Origin of the sequence: Sphingomonas sp. Leaf198, from assembly GCF_001424005.1 — a bacterium.
Lineage (GTDB): Bacteria > Pseudomonadota > Alphaproteobacteria > Sphingomonadales > Sphingomonadaceae > Sphingomonas.
The window spans coordinates 1,461,713-1,480,808 of the sequence record NZ_LMPX01000001.1; the positions used below are offsets into that span (position 1 = coordinate 1,461,713).

The 19,096-nt window shown below is 67.2% G+C and carries 16 protein-coding genes and 1 pseudogene; 8 read left to right on the plus strand and 9 right to left on the minus strand.

Annotated elements, in window-relative coordinates:
• Nucleotides 1-6: 6 nt before the first annotated feature.
• A pseudogene (locus tag ASG20_RS20090) lies at nucleotides 7-1,434 on the minus strand (amino acid ABC transporter ATP-binding/permease protein); the annotation flags it as partial.
• Nucleotides 1,431-3,227, minus strand: coding sequence for a thiol reductant ABC exporter subunit CydD (cydD, locus tag ASG20_RS06420; RefSeq protein WP_056049936.1), 1,797 nt, complete (start codon nucleotides 3,225-3,227; stop codon nucleotides 1,431-1,433). The pseudogene ASG20_RS20090 and the gene cydD, both read right to left, overlap by 4 nt.
• 121 nt (nucleotides 3,228-3,348) lie before the next feature.
• On the opposite strand from cydD, the gene ASG20_RS06425 reads away from it, so the two are divergent.
• The 4 genes from ASG20_RS06425 (at nucleotide 3,349) to ASG20_RS06435 (ending at nucleotide 6,988) form a co-directional block, all read left to right on the plus strand.
• Nucleotides 3,349-4,920: a cytochrome ubiquinol oxidase subunit I gene (locus tag ASG20_RS06425; RefSeq protein WP_056049939.1), complete on the plus strand. Its 1,572-nt coding sequence runs from the start codon at nucleotides 3,349-3,351 to the stop codon at nucleotides 4,918-4,920.
• Between the two features lie 14 nt (nucleotides 4,921-4,934).
• Nucleotides 4,935-6,074 carry a cytochrome d ubiquinol oxidase subunit II gene (gene cydB / locus ASG20_RS06430; protein ID WP_056049942.1) on the plus strand — a complete coding sequence of 380 codons (1,140 nt, stop codon included), beginning with the start codon at nucleotides 4,935-4,937 and terminating at the stop codon, nucleotides 6,072-6,074.
• A gap of 25 nt (nucleotides 6,075-6,099) precedes the next feature.
• Entirely contained in the window at nucleotides 6,100-6,222 is a 123-nt protein-coding gene (gene cydX / locus ASG20_RS18935; RefSeq protein ID WP_082470763.1) for a cytochrome bd-I oxidase subunit CydX, read from the plus strand.
• Between the two features lie 88 nt (nucleotides 6,223-6,310).
• Nucleotides 6,311-6,988: a Crp/Fnr family transcriptional regulator gene (locus ASG20_RS06435; protein ID WP_443025879.1), complete on the plus strand. Its 678-nt coding sequence runs from the start codon at nucleotides 6,311-6,313 to the stop codon at nucleotides 6,986-6,988.
• Here the strand turns inward: ASG20_RS06435 and ASG20_RS06440 are convergent.
• A complete protein-coding gene (locus tag ASG20_RS06440) occupies nucleotides 6,985-7,521 on the minus strand; it encodes a hemerythrin domain-containing protein (RefSeq protein WP_056049949.1) in 537 nt (178 codons plus the stop codon). The two genes, ASG20_RS06435 and ASG20_RS06440, sit on opposite strands and share 4 nt — an antisense overlap.
• A gap of 60 nt (nucleotides 7,522-7,581) precedes the next feature.
• The gene (locus ASG20_RS06445; protein ID WP_056049952.1) at nucleotides 7,582-8,196 is read right to left on the minus strand and encodes a hypothetical protein; all 615 of its coding nucleotides are present in this window, start codon (nucleotides 8,194-8,196) and stop codon (nucleotides 7,582-7,584) included.
• 166 nt (nucleotides 8,197-8,362) lie between these two features.
• Here ASG20_RS06445 and ASG20_RS06450 point away from each other — a divergent pair, with 166 nt between their 5' ends.
• On the plus strand, nucleotides 8,363-8,926 hold the full coding sequence (locus ASG20_RS06450) for a GNAT family N-acetyltransferase (protein ID WP_082470833.1): 564 nt from the start codon (nucleotides 8,363-8,365) through the stop codon (nucleotides 8,924-8,926).
• Here the strand turns inward: ASG20_RS06450 and ASG20_RS06455 are convergent.
• The 5 genes from ASG20_RS06455 to ASG20_RS06475 all read right to left on the minus strand — a co-directional run bounded on the left by ASG20_RS06455 (nucleotide 8,918) and on the right by ASG20_RS06475 (nucleotide 15,611).
• Nucleotides 8,918-10,540 (minus strand): SulP family inorganic anion transporter, encoded by a 1,623-nt coding sequence (locus ASG20_RS06455; protein ID WP_056049954.1) that lies wholly within the window; start codon nucleotides 10,538-10,540, stop codon nucleotides 8,918-8,920. The two genes, ASG20_RS06450 and ASG20_RS06455, sit on opposite strands and share 9 nt — an antisense overlap.
• On the minus strand, nucleotides 10,537-13,116 hold the full coding sequence (locus tag ASG20_RS06460) for a cation-translocating P-type ATPase (protein ID WP_236698751.1): 2,580 nt from the start codon (nucleotides 13,114-13,116) through the stop codon (nucleotides 10,537-10,539). The genes ASG20_RS06455 and ASG20_RS06460 overlap by 4 nt, the downstream gene beginning before the upstream one ends.
• 35 nt (nucleotides 13,117-13,151) lie before the next feature.
• The gene (locus tag ASG20_RS06465; protein WP_056049957.1) at nucleotides 13,152-14,102 is read right to left on the minus strand and encodes a L,D-transpeptidase; all 951 of its coding nucleotides are present in this window, start codon (nucleotides 14,100-14,102) and stop codon (nucleotides 13,152-13,154) included.
• Nucleotides 14,103-14,257: 155 nt separating this feature from the next.
• Nucleotides 14,258-14,959 (minus strand): VIT1/CCC1 transporter family protein, encoded by a 702-nt coding sequence (locus tag ASG20_RS06470; protein WP_056049962.1) that lies wholly within the window; start codon nucleotides 14,957-14,959, stop codon nucleotides 14,258-14,260.
• 1 nt (nucleotide 14,960) lies between these two features.
• The gene (locus ASG20_RS06475) at nucleotides 14,961-15,611 is read right to left on the minus strand and encodes a BON domain-containing protein (protein ID WP_056049965.1); all 651 of its coding nucleotides are present in this window, start codon (nucleotides 15,609-15,611) and stop codon (nucleotides 14,961-14,963) included.
• A 170-nt stretch (nucleotides 15,612-15,781) separates the two neighbouring features.
• Between ASG20_RS06475 and ASG20_RS06480 the strand changes: the two genes are divergently transcribed.
• The 3 genes from ASG20_RS06480 to ASG20_RS06490 all read left to right on the plus strand — a co-directional run bounded on the left by ASG20_RS06480 (nucleotide 15,782) and on the right by ASG20_RS06490 (nucleotide 19,050).
• Nucleotides 15,782-16,600 carry a universal stress protein gene (locus ASG20_RS06480; RefSeq protein WP_056049968.1) on the plus strand — a complete coding sequence of 273 codons (819 nt, stop codon included), beginning with the start codon at nucleotides 15,782-15,784 and terminating at the stop codon, nucleotides 16,598-16,600.
• Nucleotides 16,601-16,862: 262 nt separating this feature from the next.
• Nucleotides 16,863-18,425, plus strand: coding sequence for a PAS domain-containing sensor histidine kinase (locus ASG20_RS06485; protein ID WP_168371605.1), 1,563 nt, complete (start codon nucleotides 16,863-16,865; stop codon nucleotides 18,423-18,425).
• Entirely contained in the window at nucleotides 18,418-19,050 is a 633-nt protein-coding gene (locus ASG20_RS06490) for a response regulator transcription factor (protein ID WP_056049970.1), read from the plus strand. The genes ASG20_RS06485 and ASG20_RS06490 overlap by 8 nt, the downstream gene beginning before the upstream one ends.
• Nucleotides 19,051-19,096: the final 46 nt, after the last annotated feature.

The following is a 19,096-nucleotide window of genomic DNA, read 5'->3' on the forward strand; positions in this document are numbered from 1 at the left end:
TTCGTCGAGCAACAGCCACGGCGCCGGGACGAGGTAGGCGCGAGCGAGTGCAAGCCGCCGGCGTTCGCCACCCGACAGGCGCACGCCGTGTTCTCCGATCCAGGTGTCGAGACCGTTCGGCAGGGCTTCGATCACGTCGGTCAGCGCAGCGTCGGCCAGCACCGCCCACATCGCAGCATCGTCAGCCAACGGATCGCCGAGCGCGAGGGTGTCGCGGATTGTCCCGGCCAGCAAAGCGGCGTCCTGCGGTGCCCAACCGAACGTCGCGCGGCGGACGGCGAGCGGGACGTCGACGATATCCTGGCCGTCGATGAAGGCGGTGCCCGGGTTCGCGGCACGCAGGCCGAGCAGACTTTCCACGAGCGTGGTCTTGCCCGTCCCCGATGCGCCGACCAGCGCAACGCGGATGCCCACAGGGAGGTGCGTTCCAAGCAGATCTAGCGATCGCGTGGCGCCAAGGCACGCTGTCGGCTCGTCCTCCGTCGTCTCGTAGGCCAGATCGTCGAGGCGCGCCGTCGCCTCGCACACGGCGCTTCGCTGGGCCAGGCTGCGCAACACCGGTCCGGCGCCGTCGATCGCCATGACCGCCGCCAGCGCGCACAAGGCCGCGATCGGTGCGCCCGCGTGTGCAGCGAGGATCAGCGCCGCAACGCCTGCCACGCCGAGGGCGACCGCGTGGATAAACTCGAACCAACCGGCGACGCCGGCCTGCGCGCGTTGCGCTTCCGCGAGGCGCAGGCTGCACGCATCGACCGCCTCCTTTGCCTGCGCCTCGACGCCATAGCAGCGGAGTTCGGCCGCAGCATCGGCGACGCCGGCAAAGGCGTCCTTGAGCGCCCCGCTCGCACGCTGCACCTCGCGCCCCGGTGCTTCGAGGCGGCGGGCCAGAACGCTTGCAACCGCCAGCACACCGACGAGGCACAGCACGAGCGCCGACGCCGGCCGCCACCCTCCCAAGGCACACAACAGCAGGCCGCTCGCCAGCGCCGCGATCATGCCGGGCATGGCGGAGAGCCGGACGAACTGCGCCTCGACGACGTTCACGTCCTGGATGATGCGCGCGGTCGCCTCGCCCTGGGACAGCGCCAGCGCCTGTTCCGCAGGACCCCGCGCGAGACCGAGCAACAGCGCGGGGCGGATGCGGGCGAGCGCGCCGAACGCAGCATCGTGGCTGGCCAGCCGCTCGCCGTAGCGCCCGGCGGTGCGGAGCATCGCGAGCAGGCGTATACCCGCGCTCGGCAGCATGTAGTTGAAGCCCTGCGCGGCGATCGGCCCCGCCACTCCGGCGAGCGCCGCAGCGGTGATGAACCAGCCCGACAGGCCGAGCAGCACGACCGAGGCTATCGCGACGATCACGGCATAGCCGCTCGCGCGCCACAGGCTGCGTCGTTGCCGTCGGCGTTCGTTTGCGATGAGAATGTCGAACGCGGTCATGCCGGCTCTCCGAGGTCGATGACGAGATCGGCGATCGCGGCCAGCCCTGCGCTGTGCGTCGCGATGATCGTGGTGCGCCCGGTGCAGGCGCGCGCGATCGCCTCGATCAGGCGCGCCTCGGACTCGGCGTCCAGATGAGCAGTCGGCTCGTCGAGCAACAGCACGGGCGCCGGCTTCAACAACGCGCGAGCGAGTGCGATCCGGCGGTGTTCTCCCCCCGAAAGCCCACTACCACGTGCATCGATCACCGCGCCCAACCCTCCGCGTGCGAGCAGCATCGGTGATAGCCCCGCGGTCCGTGCGACCTCCGCGATCCGCTCGACCGACGCGCTTGGGTCGGCGAGCGCGATGTTCGAGCCGATCGATCCGGGGAGGATCAATGGCGACTGCCCCATCCACGCGGCGATCGGCGCGATGCTGCCGATCTCGGCGAGGTCGAGAACCGTCCCGGCATCTGCTGCGCCCCTCCCTGGAAGGGAGGGGTTGGGGGTGGGTTGGTCGGCTTGTGTCACTGCCGTTCGAACATGCGGAAGCCGACCCACCCCCAGCCCCTCCCTTCCAGGGAAGGGAGAAGGAGTGCGGATCGACAGGCGTCCCTCGGAAATAGGAGCAAGACCGAGAAGCAGGTGAAGCAGACTGCTTTTGCCGCTGCCCGATGGGCCGACCAGCGCGACGATCATGCCGGGGTGTGCCTCGAAAGAAACGCCGGATACCGCAGCGTTGTCCTGCCCGGCATAGCGGATCGTAACGGAGTCGAAGCAGATCGACGGCGCGGCGTTGCACCAGATCGGCTCGACCGACGACCGCGCGGCCTTGTCCCGCTCAACCGCTGCCAGCCGCTCGGCCGCGGTCTCCGCTGCTTGTCGGTCGTGATACGCCGCCGCCAATCGGCGCATCGGCGCGTAGAATTCGGGAGCGAGCGCCAGCACGAAGAACGCGCGACCGAGGTCGAGCTTTTCGGGCACTGGAAACGGGAGCAAGCCCAGCAGGTTGAACCCGGCATAGACCGCGACCAGCGCCACCGACAGCGCGGCGAAAAACTCAAGCGCACCCGACGACAGGAACGCGACGCGCAGCACGCGCATCGTCCGCCGTGCCAGATCCTCCGCGGCGTCGCCGAGCGCAGCAGCCTCGCGCTCCTCTGCACGAAAGGCCAGCACGATCGGCAGCGCACCGATCCGATCCGCGAATAGCCCCGACAGCCGAGCGAGCGCGATGAACTGGCGGCGTGACGCATCCGCGGCGGCGCCGCCCGCCAGGATCATCGCCGCCAGGAACGGAAAGAACGTCGCCACGAGGATGGTAGCCGCGATCGGACTAGCGAAAGCGGTCGCGGCAAGCACGATCAGCGGCGCGATCGACGCCGTCATCCGCGCCGGCAGGAAGCGCGACACATAGCCGTCGATCGCATCGACTTCGTCGACCGCCGCACTCATCAGCGTGCCGGTCGTCGCCTCCGAACCCGGCGCGCGGTGCAGCGCTGCGTCGACAATACGCTGCCGCAACCGCGTCTTCGCCTGGCACGCACCGCTCGCGCCAACGCGGGTCGCCAGCATCGCAAACGCACCGCGCGCTATCGCCGAAACGCTCGCCAGCAAAGCCCACGGCGCCATCACCACGGCGCCTTCGGGCACCGCGACCACGCCACCCGCCAGCCCTGCGGCGAACCCAATTGCCGCGACGGTGTCGAGCAACAGCAGGCTCGTCGAAACCCGCACCCCGCCGCCATTCGCGACGGCGGCCTTCAGATAGGCGCATGACGCCAGCGTCCGGTCTTTGGCGATACTGCTCATGCCCTCCGCATTCGAGGCCAAGCCCACGCGCGTCTTTGACCGCGGTCAATGTTCGCGCCGTCGCCCGCGCCTAGCCCATCCCCCAGACAGGCCCGTCGACGGCCGTGTGGGGAGCATAATCATGGACCTTGGGGTCATCGATCTGTCGCGGCTGCAATTCGCGCTGACCGCCTTGTACCATTTCCTGTTCGTGCCGCTGACGCTCGGGCTGTCGATGATGCTGGTCATCATGGAAGCCGTGTACGTGATGACGAACCGGCCGATCTGGCGCGTCATCACGCGGTTCTGGGGGCGGATCTTCGCGATCAACTTCGTGCTCGGCGTCGCCACCGGGCTGACGATGGAATTCCAGTTCGGGACCAACTGGTCGTATTTCTCGCATTATGTCGGCGACATCTTCGGCGCGCCGCTTGCGATCGAGGGGCTGATGGCGTTCTTCCTCGAGGCGACGTTCGTCGGGCTGATGTTCTTCGGCTGGGAGCGCCTGTCGAAGCTCGGCCACCTGATCGTCACGTGCATGGTCGCGCTCGGCACGAATTTGTCGGCGCTGTGGATCCTCGTCGCGAACGGCTGGATGCAGAACCCGACAGGAGCCGAATTCAACACCGACACGATGCGAATGGAGGTCAGCGATTTCGGCGCGGTGCTGTTCAACCCGATCGCGCAGGCGAAGTTCGTCCACACCGTCAGCGCGGGCTATGTCTGCGCCTCGGTCGTGGTGCTCGGCATCTCCGCCTTCTGGCTGTTGAAGGGCCGCTACACTGCGGTCGCGCGGCGTTCGATGACGGTCGCCGCCGCGTTCGGTCTTGCCGGCTCGCTGTCGGTCGTCGTGCTCGGCGACGAGAGCGGCTACGCACTGACCGACAACCAGAAGATGAAGCTCGCCGCGATCGAGGCCGCCTGGCACACCGCCCCTGCCCCTGCCGGGCTGACGCTGTTTGGGATGCCCAACGTCGCCCTGCGCGAGACGCGGTACGAGGTGCAGGTGCCCTGGGTTCTCGGCGTCATCGCAACGCGCAGCTTGGACAGGGAGGTCACGGGGATGTCCGAACTCGTGCTGAAGGCGCAGGAGCGGATTACGTCAGGCGTCATCGCCTATGATGCGGTCCAGCATCTCAAGATCGACCGCACCGACGTCGCGCAGCGTGCACGGTTCGAGGCGCACAAGCGCGATCTCGGTTATGCGCTGCTGCTGAAACGTCACGTCGCCGATCCGCGCATGGCGAGCCCGCAGCTGATCGCAGCGACCGCGTGGGACGTGGTGCCGAACGTGCCGATGATGTTCTGGAGCTTCCGGATCATGGCGTTCATCGGCTTCTTCATGATCGCGCTGTTTGGCACCGCGTTCGTGCTGACCTCGCTCAGGATGCACACGCAGACGCGCTGGTTCCTGAAGCTCGCCGTCATCGCGATCCCGCTGCCCTGGATCGCCATCGAGCTTGGCTGGATGCTGGCCGAGATCGGTCGCCAGCCCTGGGCGATCGAAGGCGTGCTGCCGACGTTCCTCGCCGCGTCGTCGCTGACCCGGGGTGTGCTGTGGACGACGATCATCGGCTTCACCGCGATCTACGGCACGCTGGCGGTGATCGAGGTGCGGCTGATCCTTGCGACGATCCGCAAGGGTCCGTTCGAGCATGACGAGGACCCGCAGCCCGCGCCCGGCCCGATCCACGCCGTCGCCATTACCGCCTGACAGGAGACACGACGATGTTCGATTATGAAACGCTGCGTCTGATCTGGTGGGTGTTGCTCGGTACGCTGCTGATCGGGTTCGCACTAACCGATGGCTTCGATCTCGGCGTCGCGGCGCTGCTGCCGTTCGTTGGGCGCACCGACGCCGAGCGGCGCATGGTGATCAACGCGATCGGGCCGACCTGGGAGGGCAACCAGGTGTGGTTCATCGTCGGCGGCGCGGCGATCTTCGCAGCTTGGCCGTTCGTCTACGCGATCAGCTTCTCCGGCTTTTACCTAGCGATGTTCCTCGTCCTCGCGGCGCTGATCCTGCGCCCGGTCGGATTCAAATACCGCTCGAAGCGGCCTGATGCGGCCTGGCGTTCGCGCTGGGACTGGGCGCTGTTCGTCGGCGGGTTCGTCCCCGCGCTCGTGTTCGGGGTGGCGGTCGGCAATGTCCTGTCGGGTGCGCCGTTCCGTCTCGACAGCGATCTGCGCGCATTCTTCGACGGCAGCTTCCTCGGGCTGTTCACGCCGTTCACCTTGCTGTGCGGGCTGCTGTCGGTGGCGATGCTGGTGCTGCACGGCAGCGCGTGGTTGGCGATCAAGGTTGAGCACGGGCCGGTGCACGATCGTGCGCGCACATTCGGCACGATCGCCGGGATCGCGTCACTTGCGCTGTTCGCGATCGGCTGGGCGTTCGTCGCGTATGGCGACATCGGCTACCGCATCGTCGGCGCTATCGATCCCTCCGGCCCCTCCAATCCCTTGCGCACCACCAGCGAACTGGTGCGCGGCGGTTGGCTCGCCAATTACGGCATGTATCCGTGGATGATGGTCGCGCCCGTGCTCGGCTTCGGCGGCGCGGTGCTCGCGTTGTTCGGCATCCGGCGCGGATCGGAAAGCGCGGCGTTTGCGGGATCGTCAGCCTCGGCTGTCGGCATCATCGCGACCGTCGGGCTGTCGATGTTCCCGTTCATCCTGCCGTCGAGCATCGACTCGCATTCCAGCCTCACCGTGTGGAACGCATCGTCCAGCGCCAAGACGCTCGGCATCATGCTGTTCGTCACCGTCGTCCTGCTGCCGATCGTCGTGGCCTACACCGCTTGGGCGTACAAGGTGATGTTCGGCCGCGTGACGACGCAAGAGGTCGCAACCAACCCCGATTTCTACTGACCCCGAACGCTAAGGACATCTGATCATGTGGTATTTTACCTGGGTGCTCGGCCTCGGCCTCGCGGTCGGCTTCGGCATCCTCAACGGCATCTGGCACGAGTTTCACCTGCCGATCGAAGATGATGCGGACGCGCCTGCAAACTCGTAACGGTCGCGTAAAGAATTCGCGCGGATATCGCGGGCCTTCATACTATACTCGATCAATGGCTCACCACGACATATGCGCGGACTGCGCCGTGCGCGACCAGGCGCTTTGCAGCAGCCTCAGCGACGTCGAGTTGAGCGCCTTGAATACGCTCGGCCGCCGTCGCAAGATCGCGCGCGGCCAGACGCTGATCTGGGCAGGCGACGAGAGCATCATTTGCGCGAACCTGTTGTCGGGCGTGCTCAAGCTGGTGGCGGCGACGCCCGATGGTCGCGAGCAGATCGTCGGGCTGCTGTATCCCGCCGATTTCGTAGGGCAACCCTATGCGGGGCAAGCCGACTTCACGATCACCGCGCTGACCGAGTCGGAACTGTGCATCTTCCCGCGCGACGCGTTCGAGCGTGTGCTGGAAGATCATGCGCGGATGGAGCGACTGTTGCTGCAGCGGACGCTGGCCGCGCTCGGCGTCGCCCGCACGCGGATATTGTCGCTCGCGCGCCAGTCCGCGCAGGAGAAGATCGCCGGCTTCCTGCTCGACATGGCCGTGCGCGCCACTGCGACGGGGTGTCGCGCGACGCCGGACGGGCCGATGACGTTCGACCTGCCGCTCACACGCGGACAGATCGCCGACGTTCTCGGGCTGACGATCGAGACGGTCAGCCGCCAAATGACCCGGCTCAAGACCGCCGGCGTGATCGCATTGCCCGGCGGCCGCGCGATCACGATCTCAGACCCGGATGCGCTGCAAGGCCGCGCCGAGGCGGCCTAGACCGCGTTCCGCTCGCCAAGCCCACGGACGAGCATGTCGCGCGCACCCTGCGTGAGCCGCCCTGCGCCAAGTGTCAGGATCGCGAGTTGGGTGAAGTCCATCGCCTGCCGGGCCCCGTCGAAGAAACTCCGCAACATATAGCCGAACGCTTCCGCGCACGGCGTCGAGAGGCCGGACAAGGCGGCAAGTATGTCGTCAGCCTGGATCGCATCGCTGATATGGCGCGCACGCACGCGCCTCATCACCGCAGCCGTGAGCGGATCGCCTAAAGCCCGCGCGAACAGCGCATCGATCACCGCAGTCTCGTCGCGCGCGTGACTGACCACAAGGGCGCGCAGGTCGCAGCAGATCGCATTGGCGTCAGCACTGGGCAATCGACGGGGCAACGCATCGGCGTATTCCTCCAGCCGATTACCCATGCCCCGAAGCCTGGCATGAGCGGCCAGTAGCGGTTCCAAGTCGAGTTCGCGGATGAAATGCCGGCGCACGGAGAACGGTACGACGCGCGTGGCAAACTCGTCATGCTCGGTCATCGAGGCTCTCCCTGAGCCTCGATGACACGTCCACCCGCGCCTGACATTGACAGTGATCAATCAAGCCGGGCGTTCCGCTGCCTCCGGCTCGCGAAGGCGGTCGCGAAACTCCGTCAATCGTGAGCGATAGCCGTCGGCGTCGCCATATTCGAGGAACTCGTAATAGCGGTGGAGCGGATCGCTGACGCGAAGCGCGTGCTTGATGGGGCACCAATATTGCTCGGTTCGGCTGCTGACTTCGCGGACGAACCCGACAAGCCCGTTGGCGTAGGAGCAGAAAGCGCAGTTCAGCGCCTCGATCCGGTTCAGATAGGCCAGGTGCGCACGGTCGAACATGATGTAGTCGCCGCGTCGGACCCGCGCGATCCCGTACGCGCGAAAGCAAATTGCCTGGTACAGGCTCACCCACGCATCGATGATCAGCAGCGGCACGATCAGCGAGTAGATCACCGGCGCAGTCACGATCGAGACCAGATCGGAGCGCACGACGAAGCGCAGCACGGATACTTTCAACCGCCGTTGCGCATCGAGCACGCCGTGTTCGAAGCCGACGATGCGGCCGGTGAGCTCGACTCCCAGCGCACGCCGTCGTTGCTCGATCTCGCGGTCGAGTTCGCCCTGAAGCCGGATGATCTCGTGCGCGAGATCCTGCATCCGCTGGATGTCGATCGTCATGCGGTCTCCTCGCGGGCGGAGATCGCCCTTCGAAGCCAGCCTAGTGTACGCCGATCGCGTCGGTAGCGTCGGAAACTACGTGTTTTCCGACGCTGCGGGAACCTTGGCTTTGTCGGTAGGCACGAGGCATCGCCATCGGTGGCGCACAATCGCAAAGGACATCAAGATGATCGAACTCGTCAGCGAACGTGCAGGCGTCGCGCATACACCCTCGGCCGTGTCGTGGAACGTCGACCTGACGACGCGCGACGGCTATGTCTTCCACGTCCGCCCTGCGTCGCCCGCCGACGAACCCGCACTTGGGGAGTTCTTCGAGCATGTCGACAGGGAAGACCTCCGGTTCCGCTTTCTCAGCGCGATGCACAAGGTCGGCCACGATCAGCTCCGCGCGCTCGTCACGGTCGATCACGAGCATACCGAGAATTTCCTCGCCTTCGATCCAGCCACCGACGGGATCGTCGCTACCGCGATGCTAGCTGCGGACGATAGCCTCACCCGCGCCGAAGTCGCAATCGCGATCCGCACCAACTTCAAACGCCGCGGGATCAGCTGGACGCTGCTTGATCATGTCGCCGCGTTCGCCCGCGCAAAGGGGATCACGACGCTGGAATCGATCGAGAGTCGCGACAACCATCAGGCGATAGACCTGGAACGCGAACGCGGCTGGATCGCGTCGGCCTGTCCGGGCGATCCGGCTTCGATGATGCTGCGAATGACGCTGTCAGCCTGACGCCGACATCGCCCGCGCCTGGACCAGCGCCTCGGCATAGGTCGCGGTGCTGACCATCGAGCCGAGCCGCGCGCGTGCCAGCATCGCGGTCGGTTGCGGAGACAGGCCGCACAGGATCACGCGCGTATGCATGGCATCCGCCCGCCGCAGAAGCTCGGCGATGGCCGCGACACCGCTCGCATCGAGCATCGGCACTTGTTCCAATCTCAGGATCAGCACGCGCGGCACGCTGCCCAACCGACGATAGGTGTCCATCAATCCGGCCGCGACGCCAAAGAAGAACGGGCCGTCGATCCGGAACATCTCGACGCCGTCGGGCAGCGTGCCGCGTTCGGTAAGCGCATCGTCGTCAGGGCCGGTAATCGCGACCGTCTCGCTCATCCGCGCCATGAACAGCAGCGCGGCGAGCGTCACGCCGACGCCGATCGCCACCGTCAGGTCGACGAGCACCGTCAGCCCAAACGTCAGCAGCAACACTGCGCGGTCGCCATTCGGCATCCGCAATAGGCCGACGAAGCGCTCCTTCTCGCTCATGCCCCAGGCGACGACGAACAGGATCGCCGCCAGCGCCGCCATCGGCACGAAAGCCATCAGTCGCCCACCAAACACCACGAACAGCAGGACGAACACCGCGTGGAGCATGCCCGCGACCGGTGTCCGCGCGCCGGCCTTGATCGCGGTCGCGGTGCGCGCGATCGCACCGGTCGCGGGCAGCCCGCCGAACAGCGCCGAGGCGATGTTGGCGACGCCCTGCGCGACCAGTTCCTGGTTCGACCGGTGCCGCGATCCGATCATCCCGTCCGCGACGACCGCGGAGAGCAGCGCCTCGACGCCGGCGAGAAACGCGATCGTGAACGCCGATGGCAGTACCGCCTGAAGCTTCGCTAGCGTCCAGACTGGGAAAGCCGGCATCGCGATCCCGCTGGGCATGGCTGGAAAGCGCGAGCCGATCGTCGCCACGTGCGCTCCACTGGCGACGACGACGATCGAGGCGAGCACGACCGCGACGAGAAACGCCGGCACGCGCGGGGCGATGCGCTTGAGCATCAGAATGATGGCGAGCGCGGCCATGCCGACCGCGACGGTCGGGGCGTCGATGGTACGGATCGCACCGACATAGGCTAGCCACTTCGGCACGAAATCGGCCGGAACCGCGGCCATGTCGAGCCCGAGGAAATCACGGATCTGGCTCGAGGCGATGATCACCGCGATGCCCGCCGTAAAGCCGGTGACGACGGTGTAGGGGATGAACCGGATCAGCGCGCCGAGCCGCGCATAGCCCGCGGCGATCAGGATGATGCCGGCAAGCAACGTCGCCAAGATCAGGCCGTCATAGCCGTGTCGCGCGATGACGGTGAACACCACGACGACGAACGCGCCGGTGGGGCCGCCGATCTGGACGCGCGATCCGCCGAGCGCGGACACAAGGAACCCCGCGACGATCGCGGTGATCAGCCCCTTGTCGGGTGACGCGCCGCTGGCGATGCCCAGCGCCATCGCCAAGGGCAGCGCGACGACCGCGACCGTCGCACCCGCGGCCGCATCCGCGCGGAAAGTGGCGAGCGAATAGCCTTCGCGTATCGTCGTGACGATCTTCGGGACGAAGGCGGTCATCGGCGTCGCTGCCAGATGACGACGGCTTGCTTTGTCGCTTCGGTGACCAAGACTGTCCCCAATACCGCGGCAACGCAGAACCGCACCGTCGGGGCACAGACCGGTGCGGTCCCAAGCACGCTGCCGAGCGGCGGCCAGAGCATCGCAGTCGCCTGCAACGCGAGCGCAATGCCTATGCCGAGCAGCAACGAGGCATTTGACAGCACAGGCTCGCGGTAGATCAAGCGGCGTTCGCTGCGCATGCACAGCACATAGGCGTTCTGGAACAGCACCGTCATGAGCAACACCGCGTTCTGGATCTCGGCGAGCGGGCGCCCCTCGCGCTGCAGGTCCGCAACGAGATACAGCGCGAGCCCGGTCATCAGCAGCGCGGGCGGGATCATCAGCGCGATCGCACTCCGGTCGAGGATCGGAGCGCTCGGCGGACGAGGCGACTGGTGCAGTTCGTCGCCCTCGCCGCGGCCGAAGCCGAGCATCACGTCCTGCGCGCCGTTGGTGACGAGGTTGAGCCACAGCAACTGCACCGCGGTCAATGGCATCGGCAGGCCGAGCATCACCGCACCGATGAACATCCCGATCTCCGCGATCCCGGTCGCGAGCAGGATGATGACGATGCGGCGGACGTTGGCATAGGTGACGCGCCCCTCCTCGACACCGGCGACGATCGACGCGAAATTATCTTCGGCAAGCACCAAGTCGGCGGCGCTGCGCGCGACGTCGGTGCCAGCGATGCCCATCGCCACGCCGATATGCGCCGCCTGGAGCGCGGGCGCGTCGTTGACGCCGTCGCCGGTGACCGCGACAAGTTCGCCACTCGTGGCGAGGATGCGGACGATCTCGAGCTTCTGCACCGGTTCTATCCGCGCGAACACGCGTCCGCCGAGGATGAGCGCCGCGAGCCGCTCGGGCTGCTCTGCAAGCTCCGTCATCTGCGCGCCGGTAACGACTTGATCAGCCGCGACCTCAAGCCCGAGGCCGCGAGCGATGGTCAGCGCCGTGCCCGGATGATCGCCGGTGACCATCCGGACGCCGATCCCAGCCTCGGCACAGCGCGTGATCGCGGCGGGAACTTCGGGACGGACCGGGTCGATCAGGCCGACCCAGCCGAGCAGCACAATGTCACCCGGTGCCATCGGATCGGTCGTTGTTGCACCCTCGGACGCGGCGACGGCGATCACGCGGTAGCCTTCGCCCGCCATCGCGGTGGCGGCGGCAAACGCGGCGGGGTCGATCGCGCGGCACATTTGCCGGATGATCTCGGGCGCACCCTTGGCGAACACCCTCACGCCAGCCCCTTCCGCGATCGCGACGGTAGAGAATTTGCGGACCGGTTCGTACGGCAGCGCCGCGGTCCGCACCACCGCATACAGCATGGCCAGATCTGCGCCGCCATCTCTCGCGAATCGCAGCAAGGCAACATCCACTGAGTCCCCGACCAGTTCGCCGTCGAGTCCGATCGATCCCTCGTTGCACAGCGCGGCTGCCTGGCGCATTCCCGCCAGACCATCCGTAGGCCAGTCCGCACTCGCGAACGCGCGTCCATCGGCGAGCAGTATCTTCTCCACCGACAGGATGTTGCGCGTCAGCGTCCCCGTCTTGTCGCTGGCGATGATCGTGCACGCGCCGAGCCCCTCGACCGCGGGCAGCGAGCGGACGATCACGTTCCGCGCCGCCATCCGCCGGGTCCCCGCCGCCAGCGCGACCGTCACCGCGATCGACAGGCCTTCGGGGATCGCCGACACCGCCAGCGCCACCGCGAGCAGCAGGATCTGGTCGCCCGGCCGTCCTTGCGCCAACAGGACGAGCGCGAACGGGATGATTAGCGCGATCGTCGCGGTGCTGATCTGCCGCGCCAACCGGTCGAGCCGGATGACGAGCGGCGGCGGCGTCGCCTTGGCCGTCCGCAACGACGCATCGATCGCGCCGAGTGCCGTGTCCGCCCCGGTCGCAACGACGATTCCAACGCCGCGCCCCTGCTCGATCATCGTCCCCGCCAGCGCCATCGTCGCGCGCTCGCCCGGCGGTGTCCGATCGTGGACCAGTCCGGCATGATCCTTGAAGACCGCGACGGATTCGCCGGTGAAGGTCGACTGGTCGACGCTGAGCGCGCTGCTCGACGACAGGCGAATGTCGGCGGGGACGGCCATGCCGCTTTCGAGTTCGACGACGTCGCCGACGACGATATCGCGGGCATCGATCACCGATACAACATCATCGCGCCGGACCATCGCGGTCTGGCCGATCATCCGCCCGAGCGCGGCAAGGCTACTCGCCGCTTTGCTCTCCTGCACCGTGCCGATCGCCGCGTTGACGAGCAGGACGACCCCGATGAACCCCGCATCCGTGCGATGGCCGAGGCCAAGCGAGACCGCCGCCGCCGCGATCAGCAGGTAGATCAGCGGACTGTTGAACTGCCGCACGAACAGCAGCAGGACCGACGGCACCGGCGGCGGGGGGAGCGCGTTCGGGCCGTCCGCGATCAGCCGCGCCGCTGCGGCCTTGGAGCTTAGCCCTCCGCGTCCCGTATCGAGCAACGCCGCCACCCGGTCGATCGACGTCGCGTGCCATGCCGTCACGGACGCGCGCGCCTTGTCGATGGGTCGCGCTGCGATCACTGGCCGGTCGCCTCGATGATAGTCACGGGCGTGCCGGTGCTGGCACTGGCCAGCGTCTCGCGCGTCACCAGCAACGTGGTGCCGGGCGTCATCACGGTCGCGAGCGCGGTCCGGAAGCCTTCCGGGAGATACCCTTTGGTACGGTCCTCGACGCTCAGTTCGCCGGTCCGCGGGTCGTCCGGCAGCGGCAGGCGCAGCCAATGCTCGCCGCCCGTGTCTATCGATTGCAGCGTGAATGCGGAGGTCCGATCAATGGGGACGTCGACCGCGATTCCGCTAGATCCAATCTCGATGCCGTTGCGCAGGACGATCATGCGCCGGTCTCGTCCACTCACCACGATGGATACCGGTCCCTTGGGTGACAGCGTCGGGTTCCAGACATAATCCTTGCCAGATGTCGGCGCGGCGCTCGTCGCCGCCAATATGCTCGGCGCTGCGGCGACCACCGGAACGCGCGCGTCCTGCGTGATGACGACGGTGATCCCCAGCCGGGTGATCCCGAACAGCAGCTTGGCGAACGCCGGCGGCAGGCGGATACAGCCGTGCGACGCGGGATAGCCCGGCAGGTTGCCCGCATGCATTGCGATCCCGCCCCAGGTCAGCCGCTGCATGAACGGCATCTGCGCGTCCTTGTAGACGTTCGAGACATGATCAGCGTCCTTCTGGAGCACGGTGAAGACCCCGGTCGGCGTCGCATGGCCATCGCTGCCGGTCGACACGGTCGAGACCCCGATCGGCACGCCGTTGCGATAGGCATAGGCCTTTTGCGTGGCGAGGCTAACGATCACCGTGACGGGGCCGACGGGCGCGATCTCGGGTGCCCAGATATATTCGCCGGGTTTGAGCTGCTCGATCCGACCGTCGATGCTCGGCGGCACCTGCGCCGAAGCCGTCGTGGCGAACGTCAGCGCGAGCGCGAGGCGGCACGTGAGGCGGCGCGTCGTCATGATAGGATCCGATCGATAAGGTGCCGCCAAACAGGGCGGTCGATTAGACGCTATCGATCGCGCCGCCCCCGCATCACCATCGGAAACTACGCATCGGATTTACGACCCTACCCGTGCGCGGGGATCGTTAGCTCAGTCGATTTGTCGGATGCGGATCACACAGTGCCGCCAATCAGGCGCCCGATCGCCGCGGTCGCCGCCATGGCGAACGCGCCCCAGAAGGTGACGCGGACCATGCCGCGCCAGACGATCGCGCCACCAGTCTTCGCACCGACCGCACCAAGTAGCGCGAGGAACAACAACGATCCGCCCGCCACCGCCCAGACCAGTACCGCGGGCGGCACGATGAAAACGGTCAGCAACGGAAGCGCCGCGCCAGCTGTGAAGCTCGCCGCCGACGCGAACGCCGCCTGGACCGGCCGCGCCCGCGTCCGGAGCGTGATGTCCAGTTCGTCACGCGCGTGCGCCCCGAGCGCGTCCTTCGCCATCAACTGCGCCGCGACCGTCGTGGCGATGGCAGCGTCCACGCCGCGCGCAACGTAGATCGCCGCTAGTTCGGCCAGTTCACCGGGGGGATCGTCGACCAGTTCGCGGCGTTCGCGCGCGAGTTCGGCGGTCTCGGTATCCGCCTGCGCGCTGACCGAGACATACTCGCCCGCCGCCATCGACATCGCGCCCGCGACCAGCCCGGCCGTTCCCGCGATGACGATCGCGCCGACCTGACCACCGGCGACGGCGACGCCGATGATCAGGCTGGCGGTCGAGACGATCCCGTCATTGGCGCCGAGCACCGCCGCGCGCAGCCAGCCGATCCGGTCGGCGACGTGGCGTTCGCGGTGCGACGACAGCGCGCCCATGTCAGGCGATTTCGAGCATGTTCTCGACCTTGACCGCGCCCGGCGCCGCCCAGGCGGTGCGTTCGGCGACCATCCGGTCGTGCGGCGAGTCGACCGATCCGGTGAGCCGTACGGTGCCGCCGTCGACCGACACCTTGATCGTGTCGCCGTCGAAGAACCACGAGCGGTGCAGCGCGGTGCGGATGTCGTTGCTGACATCGGTCACGTCGACGCGCGGTTTCAGCGTGACGTGGTTGATCACGCCCACGACACCCGCAAGCGGTCGCACCGCCGCCTCGGCTGCGTCCTTCTGGAAATGCCAGCGCACTTCGCCGCGCAGGCTGACCCAGCCATCCTCGACCTGCGCCTTGATACTGTCGTGCGGAACGGTGGTATCCCAGGACAGCCGCTCGACGATCGCGCTGGCGATCGCCTCGTCGCCGCGCTTGAAGCGGTCCTCGAGTTGCACCTTGATCGCCTCGGCGACCGCCTTCACCCCATCGACGCGCGCGGCGGCACGTTCGGCGGCGTATTTCGCGGCATAGCTGCCGGCGTGGCCGCTCAGCGTGACGACGCCATTGTTCGCGGTGACCCCGATGTGACCGGCGGGGACGCTCGGATCCCAGTTGAGTTCGGCGAGCACGGCTTTCTGCAATCTGGCGTCGTGGGACATGACACTCTCCTGTGGCGACACGGAGAGGCCCGAGCCGATGACCGCACCCTATCGCCGCGACCGTTCGCAGACAGCGTCGGGAACTACGCAGCCCGCGCTTATGCGTAGTTCCCGATCCTTTCCCGCATCTGCCCGAACGCCGACAGCTCGACAAAAGAGGGAGACCGCACATGACCTATTCGACCCTGATGGTACATCTCGACGGCGGCCGGCCTAACGCCGTCCTTCTCGACGTCGCGGCCACGCTTGCCGATCAGCATGACGCCGCGGTGATCGGCATCGCCGCCTGCCAGCCGGTGCCGATCGGCACGTGCGACGGCTATCTCGGCGGCGACTATGCGGTGATCGAACGCGATATCGTCGCCGACGAACTCGCCCGCGCCAAGACCGAGTTCCACGCGCACGAGCGGCTCGCGAAGCACGTCCTCGAATGGCGATCGATCCCGACGATCGTCAACATCGCGCACGTCGTCGCGGAGAATGCGCGATCCGCCGATCTGGTCATCACCAGCGCAGGTCCCGGGTTTGCCGACCGCGCGACGCACGCCGACACCGGCGACCTGATCCTGCGCGCGGGCCGTCCGGTGCTGGTCGTTCCCGACGGCGCCGCCACCGCCACCTTCTCGACGATCATGATCGCGTGGACCGATACGCGCGAATGCCGCCGCGCGATCAGTGATGCGCTGCCGATGCTTCACGCCGCCGACCGCGTCGTGATCGTCGAGGTCACGATCGACGCGATCGACGCGCGGAAACCGATCGACGACGTCGCCGCCTGGCTCGCACGCCACGACGTCGATGCGGACAAGATCGTCGCGCGGATGAAGGGCACCAGCATCGACACGCTCGCCAGCATCGCGGACGACGTCGAGGCCGACCTCGTCGTCGCGGGCGCTTATGGCCACAGCAGGATCCGCGAATGGGCGTTCGGCGGCGTCACCCGCGACCTGCTGCTGCGCGACCGGCGCTGCACGTTGCTGTCGCACTGAGCCATGACGGGCGCCGCGATCCGCAAGTATCTCGGCCCGGTTGCCAAGGCGAACCGAAGACTAGTCGTCGGCGCCACGATTCTGTCGACGATCGCGATCATCGAAGGACTATTAGCATATAGCGGGTCTTTGGCTTAACATGCGTCATGATCGGAACGAGGGTGTCGAGGTCTTGCCCCCTGACGGACCGGATCAGTGTGTCGAACAAGGCCCGCATCTCGATGATTTGCCTCTGCGCCCCCCGAGCCACCGCACCGCCCGCATGATCGCGTTGCAGTCTTCGCCCGATACCGACCCCCAGGCGGTGGCGCGGGGCGATGCGATGCTGGCGGAGGAACTGGGGCTGCTGATCGACGGCGCGACGACCTATGCGATCTACATGCTCGATCCCCGCGGCCGCGTGACGATCTGGAACCGCGGGGCCGAGCGGATCAAGGGCTGGGCCGAGGCGGAGATCATCGGCCGTGATTTCGCGATCTTCTATCCCGCCGACGATATCGCGGAGGGTAAACCCGCAGCCGATCTCGCCCGCGCACACTGCGACGGCCGGATCGAGGAAGAAAGCTGGCGAGTCCGCAAGGACGGCTCAGAATTCCTCGCGCATGTCACGATCACCGCGCTCCACGACGATGCCGGCGCGCTGCGCGGGTTCGGCAAGGTGATCCGCGACATCACGCACGAAAAGGCCGCCGAGGCCGCGATCGTGCGCCGCGAACACCACCTCCGCTCGATCCTCAACACCGTCCCCGACGCGATGATCGTGATGAACGAGAACGGCATCGTCGCCTCGTTCAGCGCCGCCGCCGAACTCGTCTTCGGCTATACGGCCAGCGAAGTGATCGGCCAGAACGTCGCGATGCTGATGCCGCAGGTGGAAGCACGCGACCACGACGCGCACCTGCGCAAATACCGCCACACCGGCGAGCGCCACGTGATCGGCAACGTCAGGCTTGAACGCGCAATGCGTAAAGGCGGCGAGACGTTTCCGATCGAACTGGCGGTCGGCGAGGCGTCGATCGCGGGTGAACGCATCTTCACCGGCTTCATCCGCGACCTCACCAACCGCCACGCGACCGAACGCCGCGTGCAGGAACTCCAGTCCGAACTCGTCCACGTCTCGCGCGTCAGCGCGATGGGCACGATGGCCTCGACCTTGGCGCACGAGATCAACCAGCCGCTGACCGCGATCGCCAATTACCTCGAGGCGACGCGCGCGATGATCGACGGCAGCGCAGACCCGCTGCTGGCAGACATCGCCGAGGCGCTCGACCTCGCAGCGGCGCAATCGCTGAGGGCGGGCACGATCGTCCGCCGATTGCGTGCGTTCGTCGATGGCGGCGATACGGGCTTTCGCGACGAAGCGCTCGACCTGCTCGTCGAGGAAGCGACCAGCCTGGGCCTGCTTGGCGCGCACGAGGCGGGAATCACCGTCGTCAACTCAGCCTCGCCAAGCCCGGTCATGGTTCGCGTCGATCGCATCCAGATCCAGCAGGTGCTGGTCAACCTCATCCGCAACGCGATCCATGCGATGGCCACGTCGTCCGTCCGGACGCTGTCGATCGCCACCGCCTCCGAGCGCGAAGGCTGGATGCAGATCACCGTCGCGGACACGGGCTCCGGCATAGACAGCGACGTCCGCGCGCGCCTGTTCGAGGCGTTCGCGACCACCAAGGAGGACGGCATGGGCCTGGGCCTGTCGATTTGCCGGACGATCGTCGAGGCGCATGGCGGGCGGATCTGGGCGGACGGCGTTGCGAACGGCGGCACCGCGTTCCACTTCACCGTGCCGCTTGCCGCGCTCCAGGAAGGCGACACCGATGACTGACGTACTCCGCACGGTGCATATCGTCGACGACGACGAGGCGATCCGCCAGTCGGTCGGCTTCCTGTTGCGCAAGGCGGGGTATGCGGTCGAGACCTACCCGGCCGGCACGCATTTCCTGAAGTCCGTGACTCGAGAGACACGCGGCTGCGTGCTACTCGACGTCCGCATGCCCGATCTCGACGGGTTGGAGGTACAGGCGCGCCTAGCGCAGACCGGCATCGCGCTGCCGGTGATCATGCTGACCGGCCACGGCGACGTCACACTAGCCGTTCGCGCGATCAAGGCGGGCGCGATCGAGTTTCTCGAAAAGCCGTTCGAGCGCAGCGCCCTGCTCGCGGCGATCGAAACCGCGCTCGCGCATGCCGCTCGGTCCGATCGCGAGCACCTTGCCGCCGCCGATGCGCTCGTCCGGCTTGCCGCCCTCACTCCGCGCGAACGCGATGTGCTCGACGGCATGGTGCTCGGCCGCCCCAACAAGCTGATCGCCTACGACCTCGCGATCGCCACCCGCACCGTCGAAGTCCACCGCGCCAGTTTGATGGAAAAGCTCGCCGCGCGCAGCCTGTCCGACGTCCTGCGCATCGCGTTCTCGGCCGGGCTGGGCGAAACCGCCGAGCCCGCCTGACACCCTCGTCTTCTACGTACAGACGCGGCGGGGTCCGCGTGTCATC

Excerpts from the sequence above, each read along its gene's own strand:
- cydD (WP_056049936.1), bottom strand. The coding sequence starts at position 3,227 with ATGAGCAGTATCGCCAAAGACCGGACGCTGGCGTCATGCGCCTATCTG.
- ASG20_RS06425 (WP_056049939.1), top strand. The coding sequence starts at position 3,349 with ATGGACCTTGGGGTCATCGATCTGTCGCGGCTGCAATTCGCGCTGACC.
- cydB (WP_056049942.1), top strand. The coding sequence starts at position 4,935 with ATGTTCGATTATGAAACGCTGCGTCTGATCTGGTGGGTGTTGCTCGGT.
- cydX (WP_082470763.1), top strand. The coding sequence starts at position 6,100 with ATGTGGTATTTTACCTGGGTGCTCGGCCTCGGCCTCGCGGTCGGCTTC.
- ASG20_RS06440 (WP_056049949.1), bottom strand. The coding sequence starts at position 7,521 with ATGACCGAGCATGACGAGTTTGCCACGCGCGTCGTACCGTTCTCCGTG.
- ASG20_RS06445 (WP_056049952.1), bottom strand. The coding sequence starts at position 8,196 with ATGACGATCGACATCCAGCGGATGCAGGATCTCGCGCACGAGATCATC.
- ASG20_RS06450 (WP_082470833.1), top strand. The coding sequence starts at position 8,363 with ATGATCGAACTCGTCAGCGAACGTGCAGGCGTCGCGCATACACCCTCG.
- ASG20_RS06455 (WP_056049954.1), bottom strand. The coding sequence starts at position 10,540 with ATGACCGCCTTCGTCCCGAAGATCGTCACGACGATACGCGAAGGCTAT.
- ASG20_RS06465 (WP_056049957.1), bottom strand. The coding sequence starts at position 14,102 with ATGACGACGCGCCGCCTCACGTGCCGCCTCGCGCTCGCGCTGACGTTC.
- ASG20_RS06470 (WP_056049962.1), bottom strand. The coding sequence starts at position 14,959 with ATGGGCGCGCTGTCGTCGCACCGCGAACGCCACGTCGCCGACCGGATC.
- ASG20_RS06475 (WP_056049965.1), bottom strand. The coding sequence starts at position 15,611 with ATGTCCCACGACGCCAGATTGCAGAAAGCCGTGCTCGCCGAACTCAAC.
- ASG20_RS06480 (WP_056049968.1), top strand. The coding sequence starts at position 15,782 with ATGACCTATTCGACCCTGATGGTACATCTCGACGGCGGCCGGCCTAAC.
- ASG20_RS06485 (WP_168371605.1), top strand. The coding sequence starts at position 16,863 with ATGATCGCGTTGCAGTCTTCGCCCGATACCGACCCCCAGGCGGTGGCG.
- ASG20_RS06490 (WP_056049970.1), top strand. The coding sequence starts at position 18,418 with ATGACTGACGTACTCCGCACGGTGCATATCGTCGACGACGACGAGGCG.